The sequence below is a fragment of the Pseudoalteromonas luteoviolacea genome (genome assembly GCF_000814765.1).
GTDB lineage: Bacteria > Pseudomonadota > Gammaproteobacteria > Enterobacterales > Alteromonadaceae > Pseudoalteromonas > Pseudoalteromonas luteoviolacea_H.
Genome location: NZ_JWIC01000003.1, coordinates 107,821 through 129,430, shown reverse-complemented (window position 1 = coordinate 129,430; position 21,610 = coordinate 107,821). Strand labels below are relative to the sequence as shown.

Here is a 21,610-nt window from a genome sequence, read left to right as displayed (position 1 = left end):
ATTAAAACAACCGCTAATTTCGCTGAAAATGTGGCTTTCGTGCTAACTAATAGACGTTTCTTCCACATCAGTCATTTTTTCAAAAGCTGTTTGTATTTTTTCGGGAATGCGTCGATTAACCTCTCTAACAGCTTCATCGATCGCTGCTAAAAATGCCTTATTCGAAGCATTTCCATGACTTTTTACGACAATACCACGCAATCCTACCAGACTTGCACCGTTATACTGGTCGGGGTTCACCTTTTTATAGAGTTTTTTTATCACTGGGCGTAGTAAAAATGCAAGAGCCTTATAAAAAAAGTGTTTTTTCAGGGCTTTCGTGAATTTTAGCATGATCAACTTCGCAATTCCCTCGCAAGTTTTTAATGCTATGTTCCCCACAAATCCCTCGCAAACAATCACATCTGACTTACCTGAAAAGATATCACTGCCTTCGCAGTAACCTTGGTAATTCAAATGCTCACACTCCGACATTAACTTGGCAGCTTGTTTAATGCCTTCATGCCCTTTAATGTCTTCTGCACCAATATTAAGCAAGCTCACTTTTGGATGTTCTTTATCTAAAGACTCGCCAGCAACGATTGACCCCATAATGGCAAACTGAAATAACGTTTCAGGGTCGCATAAAACATTCGCCCCTAAATCGAGCAGATATACGGGTTGCTTTTGTTCTGTGGGCATAGAGGTAATGAGCGCAGGTCTCTTTATACCTGGTAGCATTTTTAACACGTAATGTGCCATAGATAACAAGGCGCCGGTGTTACCGGAGCTCACGCATGCCTGAGCCTGTCCTGACTTCACAAGGTCAAGCGCAATGCGCATGGAAGAATTGCGTTTATTTCTGAGCGCGTGTGCAGGTTCACAATTATTTGTAACGACTTGCTCGCAGTGCTTTATTACCAGTCTTGGGTGATTTAATTGATTTTCTTTACTAAGCGCCTGTCGTAATACAGCTTCATTACCGCATAACAACAAAGTTAGATTTGGGTATTTATCAACTGCAAGAATAGCAGCTGGAATAGATGAACGGGGGCCGTAATCGCCCCCCATCATATCTAACGCAATGGTTAGATTAGTCAGCATAAAGCAATCTCTTACTTAGAAATTACTTTAACGCCTTTGTAGTAACCATCTGCAGTTACGTGGTGACGACGATGAGTCTCACCTGAAACTTGGTCTACAGTTAAAGCTGGTCCGCTGATAGCATCGTGTGAACGACGCATGCCACGACGTGAACGAGTCACTTTGCTTTTTTGTACCGCCATTAGCCTTCTCCTAAGAATCTTTCTTAAGTTGTTTTAAAATTTCAAATGGATTTGGTTTACTTTCTTCTGTTTCGATTTCGCCAAAGCTCACTGGCTTATTTGAAAACGAACATGAAGCTTCATCATGCATAGGAACTATCGGAATCGCTAAAATCAATTCATCTTCGATTAGTTCTCGAAGATTGATTTCACCTTCTTCATTTAATTCCACAACATCGTAGCTTTCTGGAAGATCATCCGACTCTGCACCTAATCCGACTGGCGAATACGCAAAGTCTTGAGCCAAATCCAACCCTAATTCATCATTACAACGTTGACACACCAAAGTCACTTGCGTTCGAGCTGAGCCTCGAATTACAACCAAACCTTGCTGATCAATATCGCAATGAATAGTTACCGCTATTTCACCTACCTGATCCTGCACAACTTGCTGCAGACGAGAAAGTTCTTCAAGCGACACAATGCCGTCATATGTAGCTCGACGTTGCGCTGCCCTGCCGGGATCAAGAGTGATGGGAATTTTCACCTTTTGCATAGGGGCTGCATCATATAGATTGTTAGTGGTTTAGTCAAAGTAAAAATAAACTTTCCTATTGTTTTTCGCCGACTAACGCTTATCCTTGTCTCAATTACTCAGTTCAGATAAAAATAGATACATGAAAACTCCTATTATATTAGCCTCTAGCTCACCATTTAGGCAGCAAATTTTAAAAAAAATTGGCCTTGCTTTTTCTACATTTTCTCCCGACATTGATGAATCAGCTTTAGCGCATGAGTCACCACAATCCTTGGTAAGGCGCTTAAGTGAACACAAAGCAAAAGTAGCACAGCAGCACTTCGCCCAAGGACTGTCTATTGGTTCAGATCAAGTCGCTGTATTTAATGATGAAATTTTAGGAAAACCACATAATAAAGAAAATGCCATCAAGCAACTTACTCTGTTTAGTGGGCAATGTGTCACCTTTTATACTGGGTTGAGTGTGTACAATATTGAAACACAAAGATGTATTTCTAAAGTTGTGCCATTTAACGTTTACTTTAGAGACCTAACTCAAGCTCAGATTTCTAACTATCTAGACATCGAGCAGCCATATAATTGTGCCGGTAGTTTTAAAAGTGAAGGCTTAGGTATTTGTTTGTTTGAGAAATTAGAAGGGGAAGACCCAAACACATTAATTGGCCTTCCTCTGATTGAGTTGACTAAATCACTCGCAGAATTTGATGTCGATGTGTTAGAGCAAGCAAGTCAATAACTGCTCGAACTCATCAATGATATGAACTGGTGAAAAAGCCTGTAGCTCAGTGGCATTTGCAACACCAAATGTCACACCAATAGCAGCCACACCAGCTTGCGACGCCATATCCATATCAATTGTCGTGTCTCCTATCATCACAGTCTCTTGTGGCGCGACATCAAGTTCTGCCAAAATCTGCTGTATCATATCAGGGTTTGGCTTCGACTGGGCTTCATCGGCAGTCCGCGAGCAAACAAAGTACTGTGCAAGGCCCGACTCATTAAGTAATCTATCTAGTCCTTGACGACTTTTCCCCGTTGCGATGGCCAGTTTAATATTATTCTCAGATAACTGTTTTATAACCTGTTCAACGCCATTAAAGAGCTCAGTAGGCGTACGATCTACATCTCTATAAATCGTTTTATAGGCAGTAGCCAATTCTGTACTTCTATTTGCTTGAGCGGGAAACAGAGTTGCTAAAGCATGCTCAAGTGACAGTCCAATAATACTTTTGGTTTTTTCTTCGCTTTCTCTTGAAAAGCCATACTGATCTGCGACCAGATTAATGGTATTCACAATTTTAGGCACGGTGTCCATAACCGTGCCATCCCAATCGAATATAACTAACTTATAATCCATTCTCAGCTCTTAACGTTTTTATACAATCCGACAGTGCATCATCTAAAGGGGCTTCAACGTGAACGGTTGTTTCTGTTTTAGGATGTAAGAAACGAAGTTCTCGTGCATGTAAAAATAGACGCCCTAGACCTTTCCCACGCATTTGCGCATCAAATGCTTGATCTCCATACTTATCATCACATGCAATAGGGTGGCCTTTACACTGAGTGTGTACACGAATTTGGTGCGTACGACCAGTTACAGGAGATGCCTGAACTAGCGTCGCACCATTAAACCTTTCTAATACACGAAAACGCGTATGTGATGCTTTGCCTTCTTCATGATCAACACGTACAACTCGCTCGCCTGACTTTAACGTGTTTTTCCTCAAAGGCTCTGTCACATTTTTATGTTTAGAAGACCATTCTCCAGCCACGAGTGCCCAATAGTTCTTTTCCATGGTTTTCTCTCGTAGCTGCTCATGCAACCCTTTCAATACGGCTCGTCGTTTCGAAATCAAAAGGCAACCTGATGTATCTCGGTCTAGGCGATGAACCAGTTCTAGCGACTTTTCTTGCGGCCTTAATGCACGGATTGCCTCAATTAAACCGTAGCTAAGACCGCTCCCGCCGTGTACCGCCATTCCTGAAGGCTTATTTATAACAATCAGATATTTATCTTCATATATTATGCAATCCTCAAGACCTGCAACCCTATCTAAATTTTTGGGAACAAACTCTGTTTTCTCGGCGGTTTTTACCGGAGGGATCCGAACTACGTCATCAATTTGCAGTTTATATACCGGCTTGACACGCTTTTTGTTAACGCGTACTTCGCCCTTTCTCAAAATTTTATAGACAGCACTCTTTGGCACACCTTTTAAGTGGGTAACTAAAAAGTTATCAATACGCTGACCTAACTGATCTTCGGTGATAGTTACAAAGGTAACTTGTAAACCATTCTTTTCTGACATTGCCTAATCACTGATTTGAGTAATAATTTAGTTGCTATCACACAGTTATTAGTGGGATAATCGACTCGCAAATTTTGCGAGCATTGCTTTTTATCGCAAATAAACTGTCGTGATGCACATCTTGGGTGGAGGATCATACAGATCAGAGCTAAGATTTCCAAAGCTTTTATCTCCGACCCAAGACAATTATTACGTGTAATTGGCATAAGGTGAAGCGTGTAACAGTTCATCCTTGTATCGCCAGACGCGACGTACGAGTAAATAAAAGCAAAACTATCGTGTCTTGTGTAAATTTGTGGGTGTGTTTAACCCGAGCGAGTTCTGTAGCAAAAGTAAAAGCTATTTTTTAACCCGTCGACAATATGATTCAGGCATAAGTGTTAAAACAGACTAAGTTCCCTTCTCCCCAGTCGTGAGACTGCATCAGTAACAGGAACATTTAAACTGCCTGCAATGGCGCACAAGAATAGTATAAGTAGAATTTTATCGCCCCGACGCAATGTAAGTATGGGAAGATAAATAAAGTAAATAGAGTATAAGAAAATATGAAACGCATGCTAATCAATGCAACGCAGCAAGAAGAAATGCGTGTTGCACTGGTTGATGGCCAGCGTCTATACGATTTAGATATAGAGAGCCCAGGTCACGAACAAAAGAAAGCCAATATTTATAAAGGCAAAATAACCCGTATTGAACCCTCACTTGAAGCTGCTTTTGTCGATTATGGCGCAGAGCGTCACGGCTTCCTTCCCCTCAAAGAAATCGCTAAAACTTACTTCCCTGATGGCTACACGTTTAATGGTCGCCCAAATATCAAAGATGTGATCAAAGAAGGTCAGGAAGTTATTGTTCAAGTCGACAAAGAAGAGCGCGGACAAAAAGGCGCAGCATTAACGACCTTTATCAGCGTTGCTGGTAGTTATTTGGTGCTCATGCCAAACAACCCGAGAGCCGGTGGTATTTCTCGCCGTATTGAAGGCGATGAACGCATCGAGCTTAAAGAAGCGTTAAGCCGCCTCAAGCTTCCTAAAGGCATGGGGCTTATCGTTCGCACCGCGGGGGTTGGCAAGTCATTTGAGGAACTTGAATACGATTTAAAAGCACTCCTAGTACATTGGCAAGCCATTCAAGAAGCTGCTGACAGCCGTAAAGCACCTTTTTTAATCCACCAAGAAAGTAATGTTATTTTCAGAGCTATTCGCGATTACCTACGTCGTGACATTGGTGAGATCTTAATTGATAAGCAAAAAGTGTTCGATGAAGCCAGAGCGCACATCGAACGTTTCAGACCAGACTTTATAAACCGTGTGAAACTGTACAAAAACGATGTGCCATTATTCACACACTATCAAATTGAAAGCCAAATTGAGTCTGCATTCCAACGCGAAGTACGCTTACCTTCTGGTGGCTCGATTGTCATCGACCCTACAGAAGCACTTACTTCTATCGATATCAACTCGTCTAAAGCAACAAAAGGCGGAGATATCGAAGAAACAGCGCTTAATACAAACTTAGAAGCTGCAGATGAAATAGCCAGACAATTAAGACTCCGAGATCTTGGTGGTCTTATTGTCATCGATTTCATAGATATGACACCGCCACGTCACCAGCGCGAAGTTGAAAATCGTTTAAAAGAAGCAGTTAGAGCTGACAGAGCTCGTGTCCAAATCGGTAAGATTTCACGATTCGGTCTTCTAGAGATGTCACGCCAACGCTTGCGTCCATCTCTTGGCGAAGCGAGCCAACATACATGTCCACGTTGTAGTGGCCAAGGCACAATCCGCTCCAACGAGTCTATCGCATTGTCAATTCTGAGATTGATCGAAGAAGAGGCAATTAAAGAAAATACTGCTCAGGTCAATGCGCAAGTGCCTGTCAAAGTCGGTTCGTTCTTACTCAACGAAAAGCGTCGTGCAGTGCAGCGTATTGAGAAACGACACAACTGTCACGTTGTCATTATTCCAAATCAACATTTGGAAACGCCACACTATGAGGTTATTCGCCTTCGTAAGGATGATGTGCCTGAACTTGCTAGTTATGAGCAAGTCGCAGAGCCAGAAGCTGATATTGTAGAAGTGCAAATGACGCAGGCAACTCCTAAAGAGGAGCCTGTATTAAAAGGCGTGGTAATGCCTTCATCGCCAGCCCCGGCTTCTCAGCCAGAGGTGAAGAAAGCACCTCAGACATTAACGTCTAAAAAGTCTGAGCAAACTCCTAGTTTTTTTACGCGCGTAACGAATTGGTTAAAAGGCCTACTCTCTTCTGAAGAGGAGCAACCTAAAGAAGAAGAGAAGAAGCAGCAACCAAAGCGCCGTGGAAAGCAAGACAACCGTCGTCGCAATCAAAGACGTAAAGGTCGTGGACGTGGTGATGCACAGAAAGAGACAACAACAAACGAGAATCTAGGCAAAGGCGAAGATAAAGATCGTTCAGAGAACCAAGAACGCTCTGAAAATCGTAACAAGCGACGCCGTCAAAACAACCGTAAACGTGTAGATTCTGATAAGCCAAAGACTGTTAGCAATGAGAATCAAAAACAAGATACTCAGCAGGAGCAAAAAGAGAAGCCTGTTAAGCAACGTCGTCAACGTCGCAATTTACGTAAGAAAGTACGTGTTGAAAACCCAGTTGAAACGACTCAAGAAACCGTTGCAACGGAGGCACCTCAAACATCTATAGAGACCGTACGCGCTGAGCAACCGGTTAAACCTGTTGAAGAAGCACCAGTAGTTGCAGAGGTGAAGCACACTGATTCGGAAACGTTGGAAAAAGCTGAAGCTGCTGTTCAATCAAATAGCATTGAAGAACATGAGCAAGCAGAGACTGTCGCAGCCGTGGCTGAACATACTGAAGAAGCAGACACGGATAAGCGTGAAGCAAAAACTCGCTCGAGACGTTCTCCTCGTCATCTAAGAGCAGCAGGACAAAGACGTAAACGTGGTGAATCAGCAAATCGTCAGTCTGCACCTGCTTTTGTGCCTGTTGCTGATCAGGCTGCGGCTGAATTTGAAGCACAACAACGCTCTGGTGAGACTCAAACGATTGAGCAAGCCCCCCTAGCTGGACAAGTACCTGTGATTGAGTCAACTCCTTTGACTGAACAGGCACCTATTGCAGAAACTGCACCTGTAGCAGAAACTACGCCTGTAGCAGAAACTACGCCTGTAGCAGAAGCTGCGCCTGTAGCAGAACCTGTAGCAGAAACTGCGCCTGTAGCAGAAACTGCGCCTGTAGCAGAAGCTGCACCTGCAGCAGAAACTGCACCTGTAGCAGAAACTGCACCTGTAGCAGAAGCTGCACCTGCAGCAGAAACTGCACCTGGAGCAGAACCTGCACCTGTAACAGACCCTGCGCCTGTAGCAGAACCTGCACCTGTAGCAGAACCTGCACCTGAAGCAGAAGCGGCACCTGTAGCAGAAGCGGCACCTGTAGCAGAAGCGGCACCTGTAGCAGAACCTGCACCTGTAGCAGAACCTGCACCTGTAGCAGAACCTGCACCTGTAGCAGAGCCTGCACCTGTAGCAGACCCTGCGCCTGTAGCAGACCCTGCGCCTGTAGCAGAAACGGCACCTGTAGCAGAAGCTGCGCCTGTAGCAGAAACGGCACCTGTAGCAGAAGCTGCGCCTGTAGCAGAAGCTGCGCCTGTAGCAGAAGCTGCGCCTGTAGCAGAAGCTGCGCTTGCAACATGCAGTCGTACACGTTACAGCTGCACATCAGCATCGCCTATGACGAAAGCAAGCTCTGTAGACACGTTAGTAGACATTACAGTGCCTAAGGCTATGCCAAACGAACTAAGAGCGGCTATTAAGCCTAGTGGCTTAGGAGTAGGCTCTAAATCACCTACTGCCCGAGCAAGTGCTCAAATGGCATCTCCGCAAGCGGTCGAATAAACGCCCGAGACATGTTCGTAAATAAAAAAACCAGTCATTATTGACTGGTTTTTTTTTACGCACTTCTAAGCTAATCATTAAAAATTACGTTGGTTTAAGGTCAAACCAAATCAGGTCAGGTCAGGTCAGGTCAGGTCAGGTCAGGTCAGGTCAGGTCAGGTCAGGTCAGGTCAGGTCAGGTCAGGTCAGGTCAGGTCAGGTCAGGTCAGGTCAGGTCAGGTCAGGTCAGGTCAGGTCAGGTCAGGATGGCAACATGCCAATCAAAGTAGCAAGTAAACTTGCTACTCATGCTTGCTTAAATATAAAGTTTTTCAGCAGTTAATACTTTTTTGAGGTAATGCTTGGTCTCATCGTAAGGCAACCCTGCTTGCAATGCCTCTAAAACACGCTCTGGTGGCATTGAATTAATAATCTTCGCCGCAGCGCGAATATTGCGAGAATCATTGGTATTGAATACTCTCGCCACGTTACCAGCACCTGTATTATAAGCGGCAATCATGCAGTATTTTCTGCTTAAAGGGTCCTTTATGTGACTCAGATACCTGTCATTGAGCAAATGCAAGTACGCCGTCCCCGCTTCAATATTATTGTTTACCACATATAAGTAAGGCGCACTCATAGGTGCATCAATTTTAAATAAGAAACGATTCACGTCGACACCCGCGCTAGTAGGTACGACCTGCATTAAGCCGTATGCTGGTATGTGAGACTTAGCAAGGGGATTAAAGTGGCTCTCTGTATGCATTACCGCCAATACTAAACTTGGCTCAATTTCAAATCGCTCACTATGTTTGGCAATATTCTCAGTGTAATTTGAAGCACGCTTTTTAGCTAAGCTCCCCTGCGGCAACTTAATCGTCACTTTTGTGACTTTTTCATCATTTTGTCCCGCTATTTGCCTTACCGATTGCGCAAGATTTTGTATGCGCTTTACTTCCAATTGGTCAAGTTTAGCCTTATCTTTGACCAGTTTGCTCACTACTTCCGCTTCACTCGTTTCAGGTGAAACCAACAGTTCGTCCGCTTTTTTCTCCAACAACTGCTTTTGTTCTACGGTTTGCTGCTTTATCTTTGCCTTGGCATCGATGATGGCATTAACTTTTAAGTTTCTGTCAATTTCATAGTCTTGGATGGCCGCTTTATCCAGTGAGGCTGGATCACCATTAAAAAAACTTTGTATTAAGGCGCTTTCAGCCTGCCTAAAACGTTCAAACTCTCTGTGTATCTCTGACTTTGATGGCGCGCCTTCATCTTCGTGACGAATACTCAAGACAACTTCATTGCGTTCAAAATCAACTTCAAGTCGAGCGCGGTTATCTTCAGAGTATGTGACATACTCACTTTGTGATGCGATCTTTGCTTCGCCCCACTCTTTAATTAATTCATCTCTAAACGCGTCGTACTCTGCCAAATGCTGTTCAACAAACTGCTCATATTCACCTAAGTGCTGAGCTTTGAATTTTTCAAATTCAGTTTGTTCTGAACTGGAATTAGGGCTAGATTGCTTCTTGCTATCATACCCTTGCATCTCTTGTGACAACTCATCAAAAAGTGTTGCAGTACTGGCATACACAGTACTTGCCATAAATTGATAAGCGATTGTTAGTGCTAGTACTTTCTTCACTTTAAAATCCTTACAAGCAAAAAACGCGCCTGAGAGCGCGCTTTATTAATTCGTTAATCTAGCAATTTCTTTTTCTAAATCTTTTTCAGCTTTATACGCTTTGAATTCTTGGTATAAGAACTTTTCATCTTGAGGGTTGATTTCTTTTTTGCTCTCTTTGATCACATCTTTAAAGAGCGATTGCGTTAGCTGAGGAGATAATACAACGAGCGAACAATAATAGTCTTTACCGCCTATCTCAACTACATCAGCTCTATTTACACGAGAGCCGTTAAGTGTTTGCTTAGTAAGCTGCTTTGATACCGAACTGAACGTAGAACCAACCGTCGTGTCATCATTGGCATCTGTACGATTTGCAAATGTTTTGTCCAAGCCTTCAATACGCGTCTCAATTTGCTGTGCCAATGCTAAACGAGCGTTAGCCACTGAGCTTTTTTGGTCAATTGAGATATTACCAGAGAATTTAACACAATCTGCAGCAGCGATACCGTTCTCAATTGTTGGATTTAAAACCCAATCTGGAATATTTACTTTCGATTGAGAAGCAGACTTATCTTGTGTAGAGCTACAACCTGCCAAGATCCCTGTAACAAGCACAGTTGTAAGTAGCGATTTAAGTTTCATGGTATTTTCCTTCGTAAGATTGATTGCCTAAAGCGATGATTTAAATTTAACAAAAGGTCAGGCTAATTACAGTAATAAATTGTAAGAACGATTTTTTACAACTTTATTCTTTAAAAAGATTAAAAAAATCTTAAACTTGCTGACAATATAACTGAATTAATTGGTATAGTCACTGTCATGTTTTTTACAAGTCATGGATGTCAATGTGCTAAATAACATAGTATACAAATCGCACTTTGCTTTCTTAACAATAGTTTATGCATTTTTGTTAATTGGGTGTCAAAGTACACCTGCTAATAAAAGTGCCATTTTATTAGCGCAGCAGGGGCAGTTTGAAACAGCTAAACAAACGATTCGCTCGGACTACTCCGCCACGGGTAAAAGTAAACTGCTGCATTATTTAGAGCTGGGCATGCTCAATCACCTGCAAGGTAATTATCAACTCAGCAATCAACTTTTAGACCAAGCACAACAAATCATAGAAGAACAATATACAATTAGTATTTCTGAAAGTGCACTTGCCCTGCTCAGTGGACCCTCTTATACCACTTACGCAGGTAAAATATACCATCGTCCTCTGATAAACTTTTATAAAGCGCTCAACTACAATGCCTTGGCCAATCAGGCTAGTACAGGACGTCAAGCTCTACTTGACTCTGCATTGGTAGAAATGCGTCAATTGGATACTTATTTGATCGGTATTAAAGACAAGTCTGGTGGTTACGATAACGAGCAAGAACCATCTGGTCTGGATAACTTAACTCGACAAATCAATAATTTGACTAGACCTTTATTTGCCCCTAATGATTTGCTCAAAGATATAGAGTACAAAGATGATGCATTTGCCCACTATATCAGCGGCATTCTGTTTGAGCGAAGTGGAGAGTTAGACGCTGCAAGGCTTCAATATCAAAGGTCATTACAAGCCTTCGAAAACGGATTTGCTAAACAATACAATATTAATGGCTCCATCATTACTCAAGTAAAAACTGACTTACTGCGTGTCATGCAAGCCGCTGGCGGTTACGCTAATGAAGTTGCGAAACTAAAGAAAGCGCTAAAGAGTGACAGTACGAAGTCCGCTCAGCCCATTCTCAATATTTTGCAAAACATTGGGATTGGCCCGCAAAGAAAACAATTTAATCTACTGTTAAATATCGACGAAGAAGCAAAAGCACTGGTTATGACACCTATCCTTTGGGGCACGCGACAAGAGCAGCAGGCCCAAATGCGCTGGTTTCAAATGCTCTATGCCGATACCAGTCTCTTTGACCTGATCCAAAACTATGCTTCGGGCGATATTGGCGATGTTGCCATGGGTGCCCTTACTAAACGCATTCCTTTGGGCCCTCTTTGGGAAGATGCCGTGGATCTAGGTCTTGTCAGTGCCCTTGAATATGGTAGTCGTATTTCAGTCACCTACCTTGAGCCAGTACAAAAGCAAATAAATCATTCCGAAGTGTGGGTAGGGAACCAAAAAGTCGCTACTTTAAACAAGATATATTCTGTCAGCTTACTCACACTCCAAGATGCTCTAAATAACGCGAATTCTGAAATTCAAATTGCATTGGCGAGGGAAATAGTAAAAGCGATGACGGCACAAAAAGCGATTTCTGCAACTGGATTAGACGCCTCATTTTCTGGATTTGCAAAACTAGCCACTTCGGTTGTCAATGCCGTGACTGCCTCTGCTGATTTAAGGCAATGGCAATCTTTACCTGCACAAATTAACTATGTTCAACTCCCAATAACCAAGGGAAAACACGTAATCACTCTTAAAACACATTTATCATCAGGACAAGTGATCGAACAAACTGAAACGATACAAATAGTCGATGATATTACGCTTTGGCATACACGTACTTTCTTAAATAAAGTACGTGCCCAAACCACAGATTCAACTTTTTTTAATGGAAAATTGTTATGAAATGTAATAAGACCTTACTAAAACTTACTCCGCTATTTGTAGCTTGTACGCTTGCTCTTTCTGGCTGTTCATCAACCAAAGTGCAACGAGTTGATGCAAATCAAGAGGTTGCATTATCTGACAAATGGAATGCAAAGGACTCTCAACTCGTTGCAGAAGCCATGATCAACGACATGTTAAGCTTTCCATGGGTGAACGATCACTTACAAAGAGAAGGGTCTAAACCTGCTATCATCATCCAATCGGTACGTAACAAATCACATCAACATATCGCTGTAGATACATTTTTGAATGACTTAAAACGTTCAATTTTACGTAGCGGCCAAGCGGATTTCGTCGCCAATAAAGATGTACGTCGCGAAATACGTGAAGAGAGAAAAGATCAAGAGTTAAACTCTAGTCTAGAAACTCAAAATGAAATGGGGCAAGAATACGGCGCTGATTACGCACTGTCAGGCACTATCAACTCTTTCGTTGATGAGCAAGGTGGTGATCGCGCCACTTTTTATCAAGTTGACTTGCGTTTAATAGACATGACTACAAACCGTGAGGTATGGAATGGACAGAAGAAAATACAAAAACTGCAGGAGCGTTCACGTTTTGGCTTCTAAACCGCTTTTAGCGATAATAATAGCCGCCACTTTACTAACAGGCTGCCAGAGTAACTCAGCGAGCCAGGTAAAACAAAGTGCTACGCCACAATGGGTTTCTGTCACCCCCGCTTCTAGCTATATGGTGTATGGTGTTGGGAGCGCTCAAAATACAGGCGACTTACAGCAAGCTAAACTCGCGGCGCAAGAGTCCGCTCGCTTAGCATTAGCAAAACAGCTAAATGTCACGATCTCTGCTAATACGACAATCAGTCAACAAGCGGATAACAAATCAATGACGTTTCATATTGACGAGTATATTCAATCACAAGTGCCCAATATCCAATTGCAAGGGGTAAAGATAGAAGATGAATATATCAGTGCTGACAATAAGACTCTGTACGCATTGGCCGCATTTAATCGTACTGAAGCTGTGATGCAAACTGAGTTATCAATTAATGCCATCGATGACGAAATCAGTCACTTTCAGTTATCACCAACTCAAAGTAAAAGTTTGGCAATGAAAAGTGCGGTTGCATTAAAAGAATTGGGTGTGAAGCGAGACAAGTACAACAACTATTTGCAAATGCTTCAAGCTGCGCATGTCAGTATGCCAAACCCAGTTCGTACCAAACTGGAGTTAGCAGATGCACTACTAAATGATATTAGCTTTAGTATTAATGCAGACAGTAACAAACACTTAAAAGTCAGGGATATGCTTGCGAAAGCGCTCACTACCCAAGGTATCAAGGTCACACATCACAACGCTGATTTCGACTTGAGTTTCCGTGTTGATTGGCAAGACATGGAAAAATCAGGTACGTACTATAGCCTTGCTGAAAGCTACCTTGTAGTTAAAGAACAAGGTGAAGAAAAAGCCCATTTCAATGCGAAGGTGAAAGCGGCTTCAAGCTTTAAAGACACAGCAAAAAGCAATGCCATGGGCAAACTTGCCGATAAGTTAGGTCAGCAATTAGCGCAGTTTGTTGTGACAGGAAAATCTTAGTTAGCACTTGAGTGCTTTTATAATGAAAGGCCTGAGTCAGATGCAATATCTAAATCAGGCCTTTTTGACCGCTTAGAAATGACGCCAAACAAAATAGAGTCACTTCATTCTGGCCTTATTAATTTTCTTGAGAGTACTTCTCTAGCTGATCTTTTAAATTAGGTGGAACACCTTTGATTGTTAAAGTGTCGCTAACTGGATCATAAATCACTCGCTCGCCTAAGTGCTTTCGCTCAAAACCAACACTGACACCCCCTCCCATACCTGAAAACTTGACCATCGCAGTCACTGTCTTCTTATCAAGTGGAAATGACTCTTCAAGCTCGTAGCCCTGCTCTTTATAAAAGTCTTCAAATTGGACGTCTGACGATTTTGATAATGTGTCAGATAAGCCTTCGATGTCAGCATCTTCACCACTGTTAATACAGTCGTTGCAATAATCAAACACTTCTTTTCTGATCACATCTTTTTCAGCTTTTTCAAACTGTTGTTCAGCCAAGTAGTCCTCTACCGCATGCAGCATAGTCTGAGACTGCTGCTTGGGATCAACGCCTTCAGCACATCCCAAAAAATCTAAGAAAAAGTCGGCAACTTTTCGACCCGCTCGCCCTTTAATAAAAGAGATATAACGATTTTCGTCAGCCTGAGTATCCCATGCGGTTAGATCAATGCGTGCGGCTAACTGCATTCGAGAAATATCCAAATGTCTTGAACTGGCTAAATCTAACTCCGATGTAATGGAATAGTGCTCTTTAATGCTAATTTGGGCAATTAACATATAATCACAGCCGACATATTGATAATGGCAAAAAACTAAATAACCAGTTTCATGAAACGCATATTTATTGAGCTCTTCTTTTAACACTTCAGTAGCCTGTTGTGTTAAGTGCCAAAAACCGAGCTCATTATTACGGTAACTTTGCATTGCTGATGCTACCGTACTGTTTTTATCACCATCAAACGCACAAAACCCTTTTCCCGGTTTTCCATTATACGCATGGTGCAATTGCTCAATAAAAACATTGACCCGATCATTAATGATCATTTCATCTTCACGTAAATGGATTTGCGTTTCTTCGTCTTGCTTGTCTACATAATGTACAACAAGCTTTTTCACCTCAATGCTCATCTTTGTTTTTAACGCCTCTGGTGTTAGAATATGAAGAATTGTAACTATATTAATTTGAACCAACCGATGCCAATTCAGTCTAAATATTCCAATGAACAAGTAGAACAAATTGTTGATAGTTTAATCAATGTACTTCAAGAGCACAAAGCACCTGTCGACTTAAGTTTAATGTGTTTAGGAAATTCTATCACGCACATCTTAAAAGAACATGTGCCAGAGAGTAAAAGACAAGAAGTCACAGATAATTTTGCGAAGGCGCTTACTCAATCGGTAAAGTAACGGAATGAATTTAACACCACACAGTCCTTTTTCTTCTAAAGCAAGTCAACTGCTAAGTTGGGGACACTGGTTTACCTTTGCTAACATAGGGCTAGTGCTTATTATTGCACTAGCTTACTTAGCGGCAGATGCAGCACCGAGTAGTGTGCTTGGCTGGGTATACATGCTTGTCACCTGGATAAGCCATACTAGCTTTATCACGTTTTGTGCGTTTGTGTTAACCGTGTTTCCACTGAGTTTGGTCTTCCCATATCCACGGCATATTCGTGGTATGGCTGCGCTCATTGCGACATTTGGCATTTCAATTCTCTGCCTAGATGCGTTTGTGTACTATCAGCATGGTTACCATTTAAGTTTTCAAACATTACCCGAAATAATTACCTTGTTACTCGGCATGCTTAATGGCATGTCAGTTTTTACTGGTATACTGATAATTCTTGGATTTTCAGCTATTTTTTGTTTTGAGTTAATTGTTGGCAATCACGCGTGGCACCATTTAGAAAAACTAAAGTCGTATCGATTTCCGAAATATGCTACCGCCTTTTTAGTGACATGTTTTGCAACGAGTCACTTAATGCATGTGTGGGCAGATGCCAACAATTATTTTGACGTAACAAAACAAGATAATGTATTGCCATTATCTTACCCTACAACAGCTAAAACCTTACTTGCTAGACATGAGTTACTTGATTTAAATGAGTATGAGCAAGCAAGGACCGTTCGGTTAGAAAATGCGACCTCTCATTTTCAACCGCCAAAAAATGTTCAGTCTTGTGAATTTAATGCGCCTGCAATAGATATTTTTGTACTTGATACCGCGTTGAAAAACACCCCAGCACTTCAGAGCAAAGCGGTGTTCATTCATCCACAAGTATTGGTGCCTACTGACAAAAAAGATCATGCTTTTAATTTAGTTTATGGCTTGCCGGCCTATTATCGAGACACCATTACTGAACAAGGTTTACCTCCAGTATGGAACATCAATAATGTATTATCCGTTGCAGGTAAAGGTGAATTTGATTATCTCAAACGCCAATCTGACGATAGCAAAATTAGATTTCATTTTACCCCTGAGTTTCCAGAATTAAAAAACGATACTTTATTTATTGTGATTGAGCCTGCATTGGGCAGTGACATTGTTTCACAAACTACATTACACACGAACTTGCCCTACTTTTCAGAGCATAACGGGCTTATGCAGGGAACAGATATAATGGTGACCTTGCTAGACAAACATTTTGAGTGTGGAGCCCTCGCCTCCCAAACAATGATAGGTAACGTCGTAGGTGCAAGCGAATTGAACCAAGGCGTAAATTACTCACAAGGGGTCTTAATCACTTACAAAAAAGACCGTATTATCTTGGTCAATCATGATGGTAGACATAAGCAAATATCTGCCAAAGAAGGATTTCCGATTGAGCAAAAAATGGATATTCCTTTCCTTGTTCAAAGTATAAAATCTCTCAAAAAGTTTACCGTAAAAGCACCTAACCCTTAATTAGGTGCTTTTTTCTTTATACTGTTCTTTTTTATCCCTATATATTGTTTATTTTCGTCTATAGTTATGTAATGCGCGACTACAGGGAAACGTCTGCTATGAGATTTGCTTTATATTTAATGTTATTAGTGTTTGCAGGTATGTGTGATGCCGAAACCACCGTGTCATACTATAAATGCGTAACCGATAAGAGCACTATTTTTAGCCAACACCCTTGTTCTAATAGCGCACAACAGTACACATTAACTCACTCAGATCCGCAAGCACACATCCCCTCTGAACAGCACTTTAAAACACTCAATGAGTTAGAACGAAAACAAATTATACACAATCTTAAACATGCTTTACGCGCAAAAAAACAGCATGCCGCCATTCTTGGCAGAAAACGAGATGAAGCAGCCAGAAAACAACAAAGGCGAGTCACGCGTTTAATGAATGATGACAAACGCAAAGCCACTGTCAAAGACGTTAAGAAACAGCTCAAGTCCATTAATAAAGATTATTTACAAAGAGTTAAGGTACTCAACAAAGAGATTGCTAAAATTGAAAAGAAGCTCAAAAGACTTCAATAAAGACCCATATATTTATCATGTCATCAGCGTCATGGTCATCTTCGTGGCAACTTTTCTCAAAACATCGTGAAGTTGTCATGACACAGGCCAACAACATTTGCTAATCCCGTACAGTTCAAGCTAGAGTATGACTATCACAAAAAACACACATTAAGCATTAAATTCAAAAACCTTAGATATAAAAATTAAAAAATAAACTAAAAATAGGTTTTTTAATGCGACAATAGGAATCTTTATGGATCATCAAGAGATTGCTTTTTTCATTATTTCAGGATTTAAGAAACACTACTCGCTGTTTCAGGAGATGACCGCAAAAGTCCCTAGCGCCTTTTTAACACAGCAGTGGGCAACCATAGAGCGGATCAATAAATTACGCATTAGTCATTATGACCAGCGCGTACAAGACACTGTTAATATTTTACAGCTTCATTTTCCTTCCAATCAAATCAATGACCATTTATGGTGTGAAGTGAAGCAGGTTTACATTGAATTACTTGTATTTCACCCACAGGCAGAGCTTGCTGAAACATTTTATAACTCTGTTTTTTGCCGCCTTTTCCATCATAGTTATTTTAAGAACGACTATATATTTGTAAATAGTTCACAATCCTCCAAATCACAGTTGCCGGTAGAAGCCGAATATCGAAGCTATTTTCCTGTTGTAGAAGGCCTGCAAAAAACAATTGAAAAGATTATTTCCGATACAGGGCTATTGAATGAGTTCTACGACGTTAAACAAGATATCCGGCTCCTGCAAAAAGCATTTTTAAAACAAGCACCAGACACCCACCACCAGCACTTCAAAATGCGTTTTGACATACTTAAATCACCGTTTTACCGAAATAAAAGTGCCTATTTAGTGGGACGAGTTGTATCTTGCTCTGGTGTACAGCCTTTTATTATCGCACTGCTACATCACAACAAAGAGAAACTCAAAATAGACGCTTTGATCACGAATGCTTCACAGATGAGTTTAATCTTTGGCTTTGCTCGAGCCTATTTCTTAGTTGAAACTCATGCACCGTCTGCATTGGTTGGCTTTTTAAATCAACTTATGCCGAGCAAAACAACCGCCGAATTATATAACTCTATTGGGTTTCACAAACATGGTAAAACAGAGTTTTATCGCGCATTCTTACAGCACCAACACACCAATAATGAGCGTTTTTCAGTCGCACCTGGAACGCCTGGGATGGTGATGTTGGTGTTTACATTGCCCTCGTTTCCTTATGTATTTAAAGTCATCAAAGATCAATTTGCCCCAAGTAAACCATTTGGCAGAGAAACTGTTTTGGCCAGATATCAATTGGTCAAAAACCATGACCGAGTTGGACGGATGGCTGACACCCTTGAGTACTCTAATGTTGTGATCCCAAAAAACCGTATTGACCCAAAGCTTTTGCAATTGATTAAAGAAAAAATAGCGCAAAGTATCATTGAAGATGACCAGTTCATTACCATCAAACATCTGTACATTGAAAGGCGGATCACACCGTTAAACCTCTACATACAAGACGCAACAGATGAGCAAATTGAGGATGTGATAAAAGATTATGGGCATGCCATCAAAGAAATGCTGCACGTCAATATTTTCCCAGGTGATATGCTACTAAAAAACTTTGGTGTCAGCCGCCATAATCGTGTGATCTTTTACGATTATGATGAAGTGCAATATCTCACTGAGATGTGCTTTAAAGCGTTGCCTCAAACATCTCTTGATGACTTGTATTCTGGACAGAGCACACTGTCTTGTGCACCCAACGATGTATTTCCCGAGCAGATGTGTACATTTGTACTGACAAACCCTAAACTCAAGGCAGCTTTTAAACGTTTCCATCCTGAACTTTTGACACCTACATACTGGCAAAATGTTCAACAGGATATAAGACAACATATCACGAAACACGTTTATCCATACCCTCAGCAACAGCGGTTTGGAAATCACAATAACAAGAAAGGAACATTGTGAATATTAGTAAAATCGACCTTAACTTGCTTGTATACTTAGATACGCTTCTTCGAGAGTGTAATGTAACACGTGCAGCTAACCAGCTAAGTATTACACAGCCAGCAATGAGTAACGGCCTAAAACGACTGCGTAATTTATTTAATGACCCCATTTTAGTTCGCACCAGCGAGGGCATGGTGCCGACCGAGCGAGCACTAGAGTTGCAACCTGTGATACGCGGTATTCTGATGACATTAGAAGAAACGTTAGCGCCAAATAGGGAGTTTGAAGCAAGTCAAAGTAAACGTGTATTTAGAATTATGGCCAGTGATTATGCTGCCAGTACACTCGCACCGAAATTACTGGCCAAATTACACAACGAAGCACCGGATACAACGCTCGATATCCTCACCCCCAGTGATGTTACCTTTCACGATGTTGAGAATGGTAAAGTTGATATGGCAATCAACCGTTTTGAAAATCTGCCACAATCTTTCCACTACAAACAAATATGGAAAGATAGCTTTAGCTGCCTCGTAAAATCCGACAACCCAATCAAAGAAGACTTCACGCTAGATGCATATTTGAACGCACGTCATATATGGGTCAGCAAAACTGGATTTGGTGTCGGTGTAGGTATGAATCCCGAAGATGTACAAAAACTCGGTTGGGTAGATGAAGCACTTGCGAACTTCGGGAAACACCGTAATATCGCCACTTTTACTCGAAATTACCATGTTGCTATTCACCTAGCCAAAGAGCAAAACTTAATTGCCACACTGCCCTCTAAAGCTGCGAACATATATAGAGACGATGCTTCACTGGCCATTTTAGAACCGCCTTTTCCTATCCCGCCATTTGAACTTGATATGATTTGGAGTCCGTTACTGCATAGAGATGCAAGCCACGTTTGGCTGAGACAAAAAATTGCCGAAGTTGCGGAGGAAATCAAGTAATGGCAAGTACAAGTTATCAGAAGCTAGTCGAGCATTATCAATCAATTAATAACTTTGAACACCTCCATGCTATTTGTGGATGGGATCAGGCAACCATGATGCCCTCTGGAGGCTCTGATAGCCGAGCGGAAGCGATGGCTGAACTAGCCGTTCACCTTCATGCACTTCATACCGCCCCTCACTTAGCAGAACTTTTCGATAATGTGAAACAAGAAGAGTTGATACCATCACAACAAGTCTGCATACGTGAAATGTTCAGAGTATGGCAGATGAAAACAGTGTTACCTTCTGAGCTGGTTAAAGCAAAAAGTCTAGCCGGTGCAAAATGTGAACATCAATGGCGTACTCAAAGAAATGAAAATGACTGGCACGGTTTTATCAAAAACTTTGCTCCCGTTGTGGCACTGAGCCAAGAAGAAGCCCAAATACGTGCAACTGCTTCAGAACTAACACCTTACGATGCAATGTTAGATATTTATGAGCCGGGGATGAGAAGTGCTCAAGTAGACCAGTTATTTGATGATATGACTTCTTGGCTGCCACAGTTTATTCAAGAAGCCAGTCAAAACAATAACCCACAAATAGAAGCTACATACTCAATACCAAAGCAAGCGCAGCTTGCTCATGAGCTAATGACATTACTCGGGTTTAATTTCGACCATGGCCGCTTAGATACAAGCGTGCACCCATTTTGTGGTGGGACCAGCCAAGATACCCGTATAACAACACGTTATGATGAAGCAGATTTTGTCAATGCCATGATGGGCGTGATCCATGAAACAGGACATGCTTGTTACGAACAAAATCTACCAAAGGCAATCAATAAACTGCCTGTTGGCAAAGCCCGTTCTATGGGTATTCATGAATCCCAATCGCTATTTTATGAAATGCAAATTGCGAGAAGCGCTGAATTTATCGCCCTACTGAGTCAACGTGCTGCGCACTATTTTCCCGAGTATACATCTGTGAATACGACCGAAAACCTGCAAACTCAACTTCAACGCGTGCAGCCTAGCTTGATCCGTGTTGATGCAGACGAAGTGACTTACCCTGCACACATCATCTTACGGTACGACATTGAAAGAGACATCATTAACGGCAAGATAAACGCAACTGACATTCCAGAGCTATGGGATCTAAAAATGTCTCAGCTACTGGGCATTTCCACAAAAGGCAACTACAAAGATGGCTGCATGCAAGATATTCACTGGACAGATGGCAGTTTTGGCTATTTTCCAAGCTATACACTAGGCGCAATGTATGCCGCTCAGTTCAAACATGCAATGGCCAAAGTTATTGATATTTCAGCACATATCAGTAGCGGTAATTTCACACCTATTTATGATTGGTTGAATATACATATCTGGCAAAAAGCAAGCACCTTGACCACAGAAGAATTACTTATCCAAGCAACAGGTAGTGCGCTTGACCCACATATATTTCAGTCTCATTTGCGACAGCGCTATAGATAAATAT

General features: G+C 41.6%; 19 protein-coding genes. 11 read left to right on the top strand and 8 right to left on the bottom strand.

All coding sequences use genetic code 11. The features are described 5' to 3' along the window. Positions 1 to 42: 42 nt before the first annotated feature. The 3 genes from plsX to yceD are packed head-to-tail and all read right to left on the bottom strand — an operon-like array spanning position 43 to position 1,800. Positions 43 to 1,083 (bottom strand): phosphate acyltransferase PlsX, encoded by a 1,041-nt coding sequence (plsX, locus tag JF50_RS01995; protein WP_039607835.1) that lies wholly within the window; start codon positions 1,081 to 1,083, stop codon positions 43 to 45. Between the two features lie 11 nt (positions 1,084 to 1,094). After that, positions 1,095 to 1,265 (bottom strand): 50S ribosomal protein L32, encoded by a 171-nt coding sequence (gene rpmF / locus JF50_RS01990; RefSeq protein WP_023400289.1) that lies wholly within the window; start codon positions 1,263 to 1,265, stop codon positions 1,095 to 1,097. 10 nt (positions 1,266 to 1,275) lie between these two features. After that, a complete protein-coding gene (gene yceD, locus JF50_RS01985; RefSeq protein ID WP_039607834.1) occupies positions 1,276 to 1,800 on the bottom strand; it encodes a 23S rRNA accumulation protein YceD in 525 nt (174 codons plus the stop codon). A gap of 121 nt (positions 1,801 to 1,921) precedes the next feature. On the opposite strand from yceD, the gene JF50_RS01980 reads away from it, so the two are divergent. After that, complete coding sequence (locus JF50_RS01980; protein WP_039607833.1) at positions 1,922 to 2,518, top strand: Maf family protein; 597 nt, start codon at positions 1,922 to 1,924, stop codon at positions 2,516 to 2,518. Here JF50_RS01980 and JF50_RS01975 read toward each other — a convergent pair. After that, positions 2,498 to 3,139: an HAD family hydrolase gene (locus tag JF50_RS01975; protein ID WP_039607832.1), complete on the bottom strand. Its 642-nt coding sequence runs from the start codon at positions 3,137 to 3,139 to the stop codon at positions 2,498 to 2,500. The two genes, JF50_RS01980 and JF50_RS01975, sit on opposite strands and share 21 nt — an antisense overlap. Further along, on the bottom strand, positions 3,129 to 4,091 hold the full coding sequence (rluC, locus tag JF50_RS01970) for a 23S rRNA pseudouridine(955/2504/2580) synthase RluC (protein WP_039607831.1): 963 nt from the start codon (positions 4,089 to 4,091) through the stop codon (positions 3,129 to 3,131). Before rluC ends, JF50_RS01975 begins: the two co-directional genes overlap by 11 nt. A gap of 545 nt (positions 4,092 to 4,636) precedes the next feature. On the opposite strand from rluC, the gene rne reads away from it, so the two are divergent. Further along, positions 4,637 to 7,981: a ribonuclease E gene (rne, locus tag JF50_RS01965; RefSeq protein ID WP_039607830.1), complete on the top strand. Its 3,345-nt coding sequence runs from the start codon at positions 4,637 to 4,639 to the stop codon at positions 7,979 to 7,981. A 295-nt stretch (positions 7,982 to 8,276) separates the two neighbouring features. On the opposite strand, the gene JF50_RS01960 is transcribed toward rne, so the two are convergent. Both JF50_RS01960 and JF50_RS01955 read right to left on the bottom strand, forming a co-directional pair. Continuing rightward, positions 8,277 to 9,605 (bottom strand): murein transglycosylase domain-containing protein, encoded by a 1,329-nt coding sequence (locus JF50_RS01960; protein ID WP_080760069.1) that lies wholly within the window; start codon positions 9,603 to 9,605, stop codon positions 8,277 to 8,279. 45 nt (positions 9,606 to 9,650) lie between these two features. Next, positions 9,651 to 10,229: an LPP20 family lipoprotein gene (locus tag JF50_RS01955; protein WP_039607829.1), complete on the bottom strand. Its 579-nt coding sequence runs from the start codon at positions 10,227 to 10,229 to the stop codon at positions 9,651 to 9,653. Between the two features lie 205 nt (positions 10,230 to 10,434). Here JF50_RS01955 and JF50_RS01950 point away from each other — a divergent pair, with 205 nt between their 5' ends. From JF50_RS01950 to JF50_RS01940, 3 genes are read left to right on the top strand one after another with little or no spacing between them, the layout of a single operon-like run. Then, positions 10,435 to 12,156, top strand: coding sequence for a hypothetical protein (locus JF50_RS01950; protein WP_235423387.1), 1,722 nt, complete (start codon positions 10,435 to 10,437; stop codon positions 12,154 to 12,156). Further along, the gene (locus JF50_RS01945; RefSeq protein WP_039607828.1) at positions 12,153 to 12,767 is read left to right on the top strand and encodes a penicillin-binding protein activator LpoB; all 615 of its coding nucleotides are present in this window, start codon (positions 12,153 to 12,155) and stop codon (positions 12,765 to 12,767) included. Before JF50_RS01950 ends, JF50_RS01945 begins: the two co-directional genes overlap by 4 nt. After that, positions 12,757 to 13,752, top strand: coding sequence for an LPP20 family lipoprotein (locus JF50_RS01940; RefSeq protein WP_039607827.1), 996 nt, complete (start codon positions 12,757 to 12,759; stop codon positions 13,750 to 13,752). Before JF50_RS01945 ends, JF50_RS01940 begins: the two co-directional genes overlap by 11 nt. A gap of 118 nt (positions 13,753 to 13,870) precedes the next feature. Here JF50_RS01940 and yejK read toward each other — a convergent pair whose 3' ends face one another. Continuing rightward, a complete protein-coding gene (gene yejK, locus JF50_RS01935; RefSeq protein WP_039607826.1) occupies positions 13,871 to 14,881 on the bottom strand; it encodes a nucleoid-associated protein YejK in 1,011 nt (336 codons plus the stop codon). A 66-nt stretch (positions 14,882 to 14,947) separates the two neighbouring features. Between yejK and JF50_RS01930 the strand changes: the two genes are divergently transcribed. From JF50_RS01930 to JF50_RS01905, 6 genes are all read left to right on the top strand, one after another. Then, entirely contained in the window at positions 14,948 to 15,160 is a 213-nt protein-coding gene (locus JF50_RS01930; RefSeq protein ID WP_039607825.1) for a DUF1414 domain-containing protein, read from the top strand. Positions 15,161 to 15,164: 4 nt separating this feature from the next. After that, a complete protein-coding gene (locus JF50_RS01925) occupies positions 15,165 to 16,658 on the top strand; it encodes a DUF3413 domain-containing protein (RefSeq protein ID WP_039607824.1) in 1,494 nt (497 codons plus the stop codon). A 98-nt stretch (positions 16,659 to 16,756) separates the two neighbouring features. Then, on the top strand, positions 16,757 to 17,230 hold the full coding sequence (locus JF50_RS01920) for a hypothetical protein (protein ID WP_039607823.1): 474 nt from the start codon (positions 16,757 to 16,759) through the stop codon (positions 17,228 to 17,230). Between the two features lie 235 nt (positions 17,231 to 17,465). Beyond that, positions 17,466 to 19,199, top strand: coding sequence for a bifunctional isocitrate dehydrogenase kinase/phosphatase (gene aceK, locus JF50_RS01915; RefSeq protein WP_039607822.1), 1,734 nt, complete (start codon positions 17,466 to 17,468; stop codon positions 19,197 to 19,199). After that, positions 19,196 to 20,134: a LysR family transcriptional regulator gene (locus JF50_RS01910; RefSeq protein ID WP_039607821.1), complete on the top strand. Its 939-nt coding sequence runs from the start codon at positions 19,196 to 19,198 to the stop codon at positions 20,132 to 20,134. The genes aceK and JF50_RS01910 overlap by 4 nt, the downstream gene beginning before the upstream one ends. Next, entirely contained in the window at positions 20,134 to 21,606 is a 1,473-nt protein-coding gene (locus JF50_RS01905) for a carboxypeptidase M32 (RefSeq protein ID WP_039607820.1), read from the top strand. The genes JF50_RS01910 and JF50_RS01905 overlap by 1 nt, the downstream gene beginning before the upstream one ends. Positions 21,607 to 21,610 lie beyond the last annotated feature (4 nt).

Coding starts and splice junctions, on each gene's coding strand:
- JF50_RS01930 (WP_039607825.1), top strand. CDS start 14,948: ATGCCAATTCAGTCTAAATATTCCAATGAACAAGTAGAACAAATTGTT.
- aceK (WP_039607822.1), top strand. CDS start 17,466: ATGGATCATCAAGAGATTGCTTTTTTCATTATTTCAGGATTTAAGAAA.
- rne (WP_039607830.1), top strand. CDS start 4,637: ATGAAACGCATGCTAATCAATGCAACGCAGCAAGAAGAAATGCGTGTT.
- JF50_RS01945 (WP_039607828.1), top strand. CDS start 12,153: ATGAAATGTAATAAGACCTTACTAAAACTTACTCCGCTATTTGTAGCT.
- JF50_RS01975 (WP_039607832.1), bottom strand. CDS start 3,139: ATGGATTATAAGTTAGTTATATTCGATTGGGATGGCACGGTTATGGAC.
- JF50_RS01980 (WP_039607833.1), top strand. CDS start 1,922: ATGAAAACTCCTATTATATTAGCCTCTAGCTCACCATTTAGGCAGCAA.
- JF50_RS01955 (WP_039607829.1), bottom strand. CDS start 10,229: ATGAAACTTAAATCGCTACTTACAACTGTGCTTGTTACAGGGATCTTG.
- yceD (WP_039607834.1), bottom strand. CDS start 1,800: ATGCAAAAGGTGAAAATTCCCATCACTCTTGATCCCGGCAGGGCAGCG.
- rluC (WP_039607831.1), bottom strand. CDS start 4,091: ATGTCAGAAAAGAATGGTTTACAAGTTACCTTTGTAACTATCACCGAA.
- plsX (WP_039607835.1), bottom strand. CDS start 1,083: ATGCTGACTAATCTAACCATTGCGTTAGATATGATGGGGGGCGATTAC.
- yejK (WP_039607826.1), bottom strand. CDS start 14,881: ATGAGCATTGAGGTGAAAAAGCTTGTTGTACATTATGTAGACAAGCAA.
- JF50_RS01905 (WP_039607820.1), top strand. CDS start 20,134: ATGGCAAGTACAAGTTATCAGAAGCTAGTCGAGCATTATCAATCAATT.
- JF50_RS01920 (WP_039607823.1), top strand. CDS start 16,757: ATGAGATTTGCTTTATATTTAATGTTATTAGTGTTTGCAGGTATGTGT.
- JF50_RS01925 (WP_039607824.1), top strand. CDS start 15,165: ATGAATTTAACACCACACAGTCCTTTTTCTTCTAAAGCAAGTCAACTG.
- rpmF (WP_023400289.1), bottom strand. CDS start 1,265: ATGGCGGTACAAAAAAGCAAAGTGACTCGTTCACGTCGTGGCATGCGT.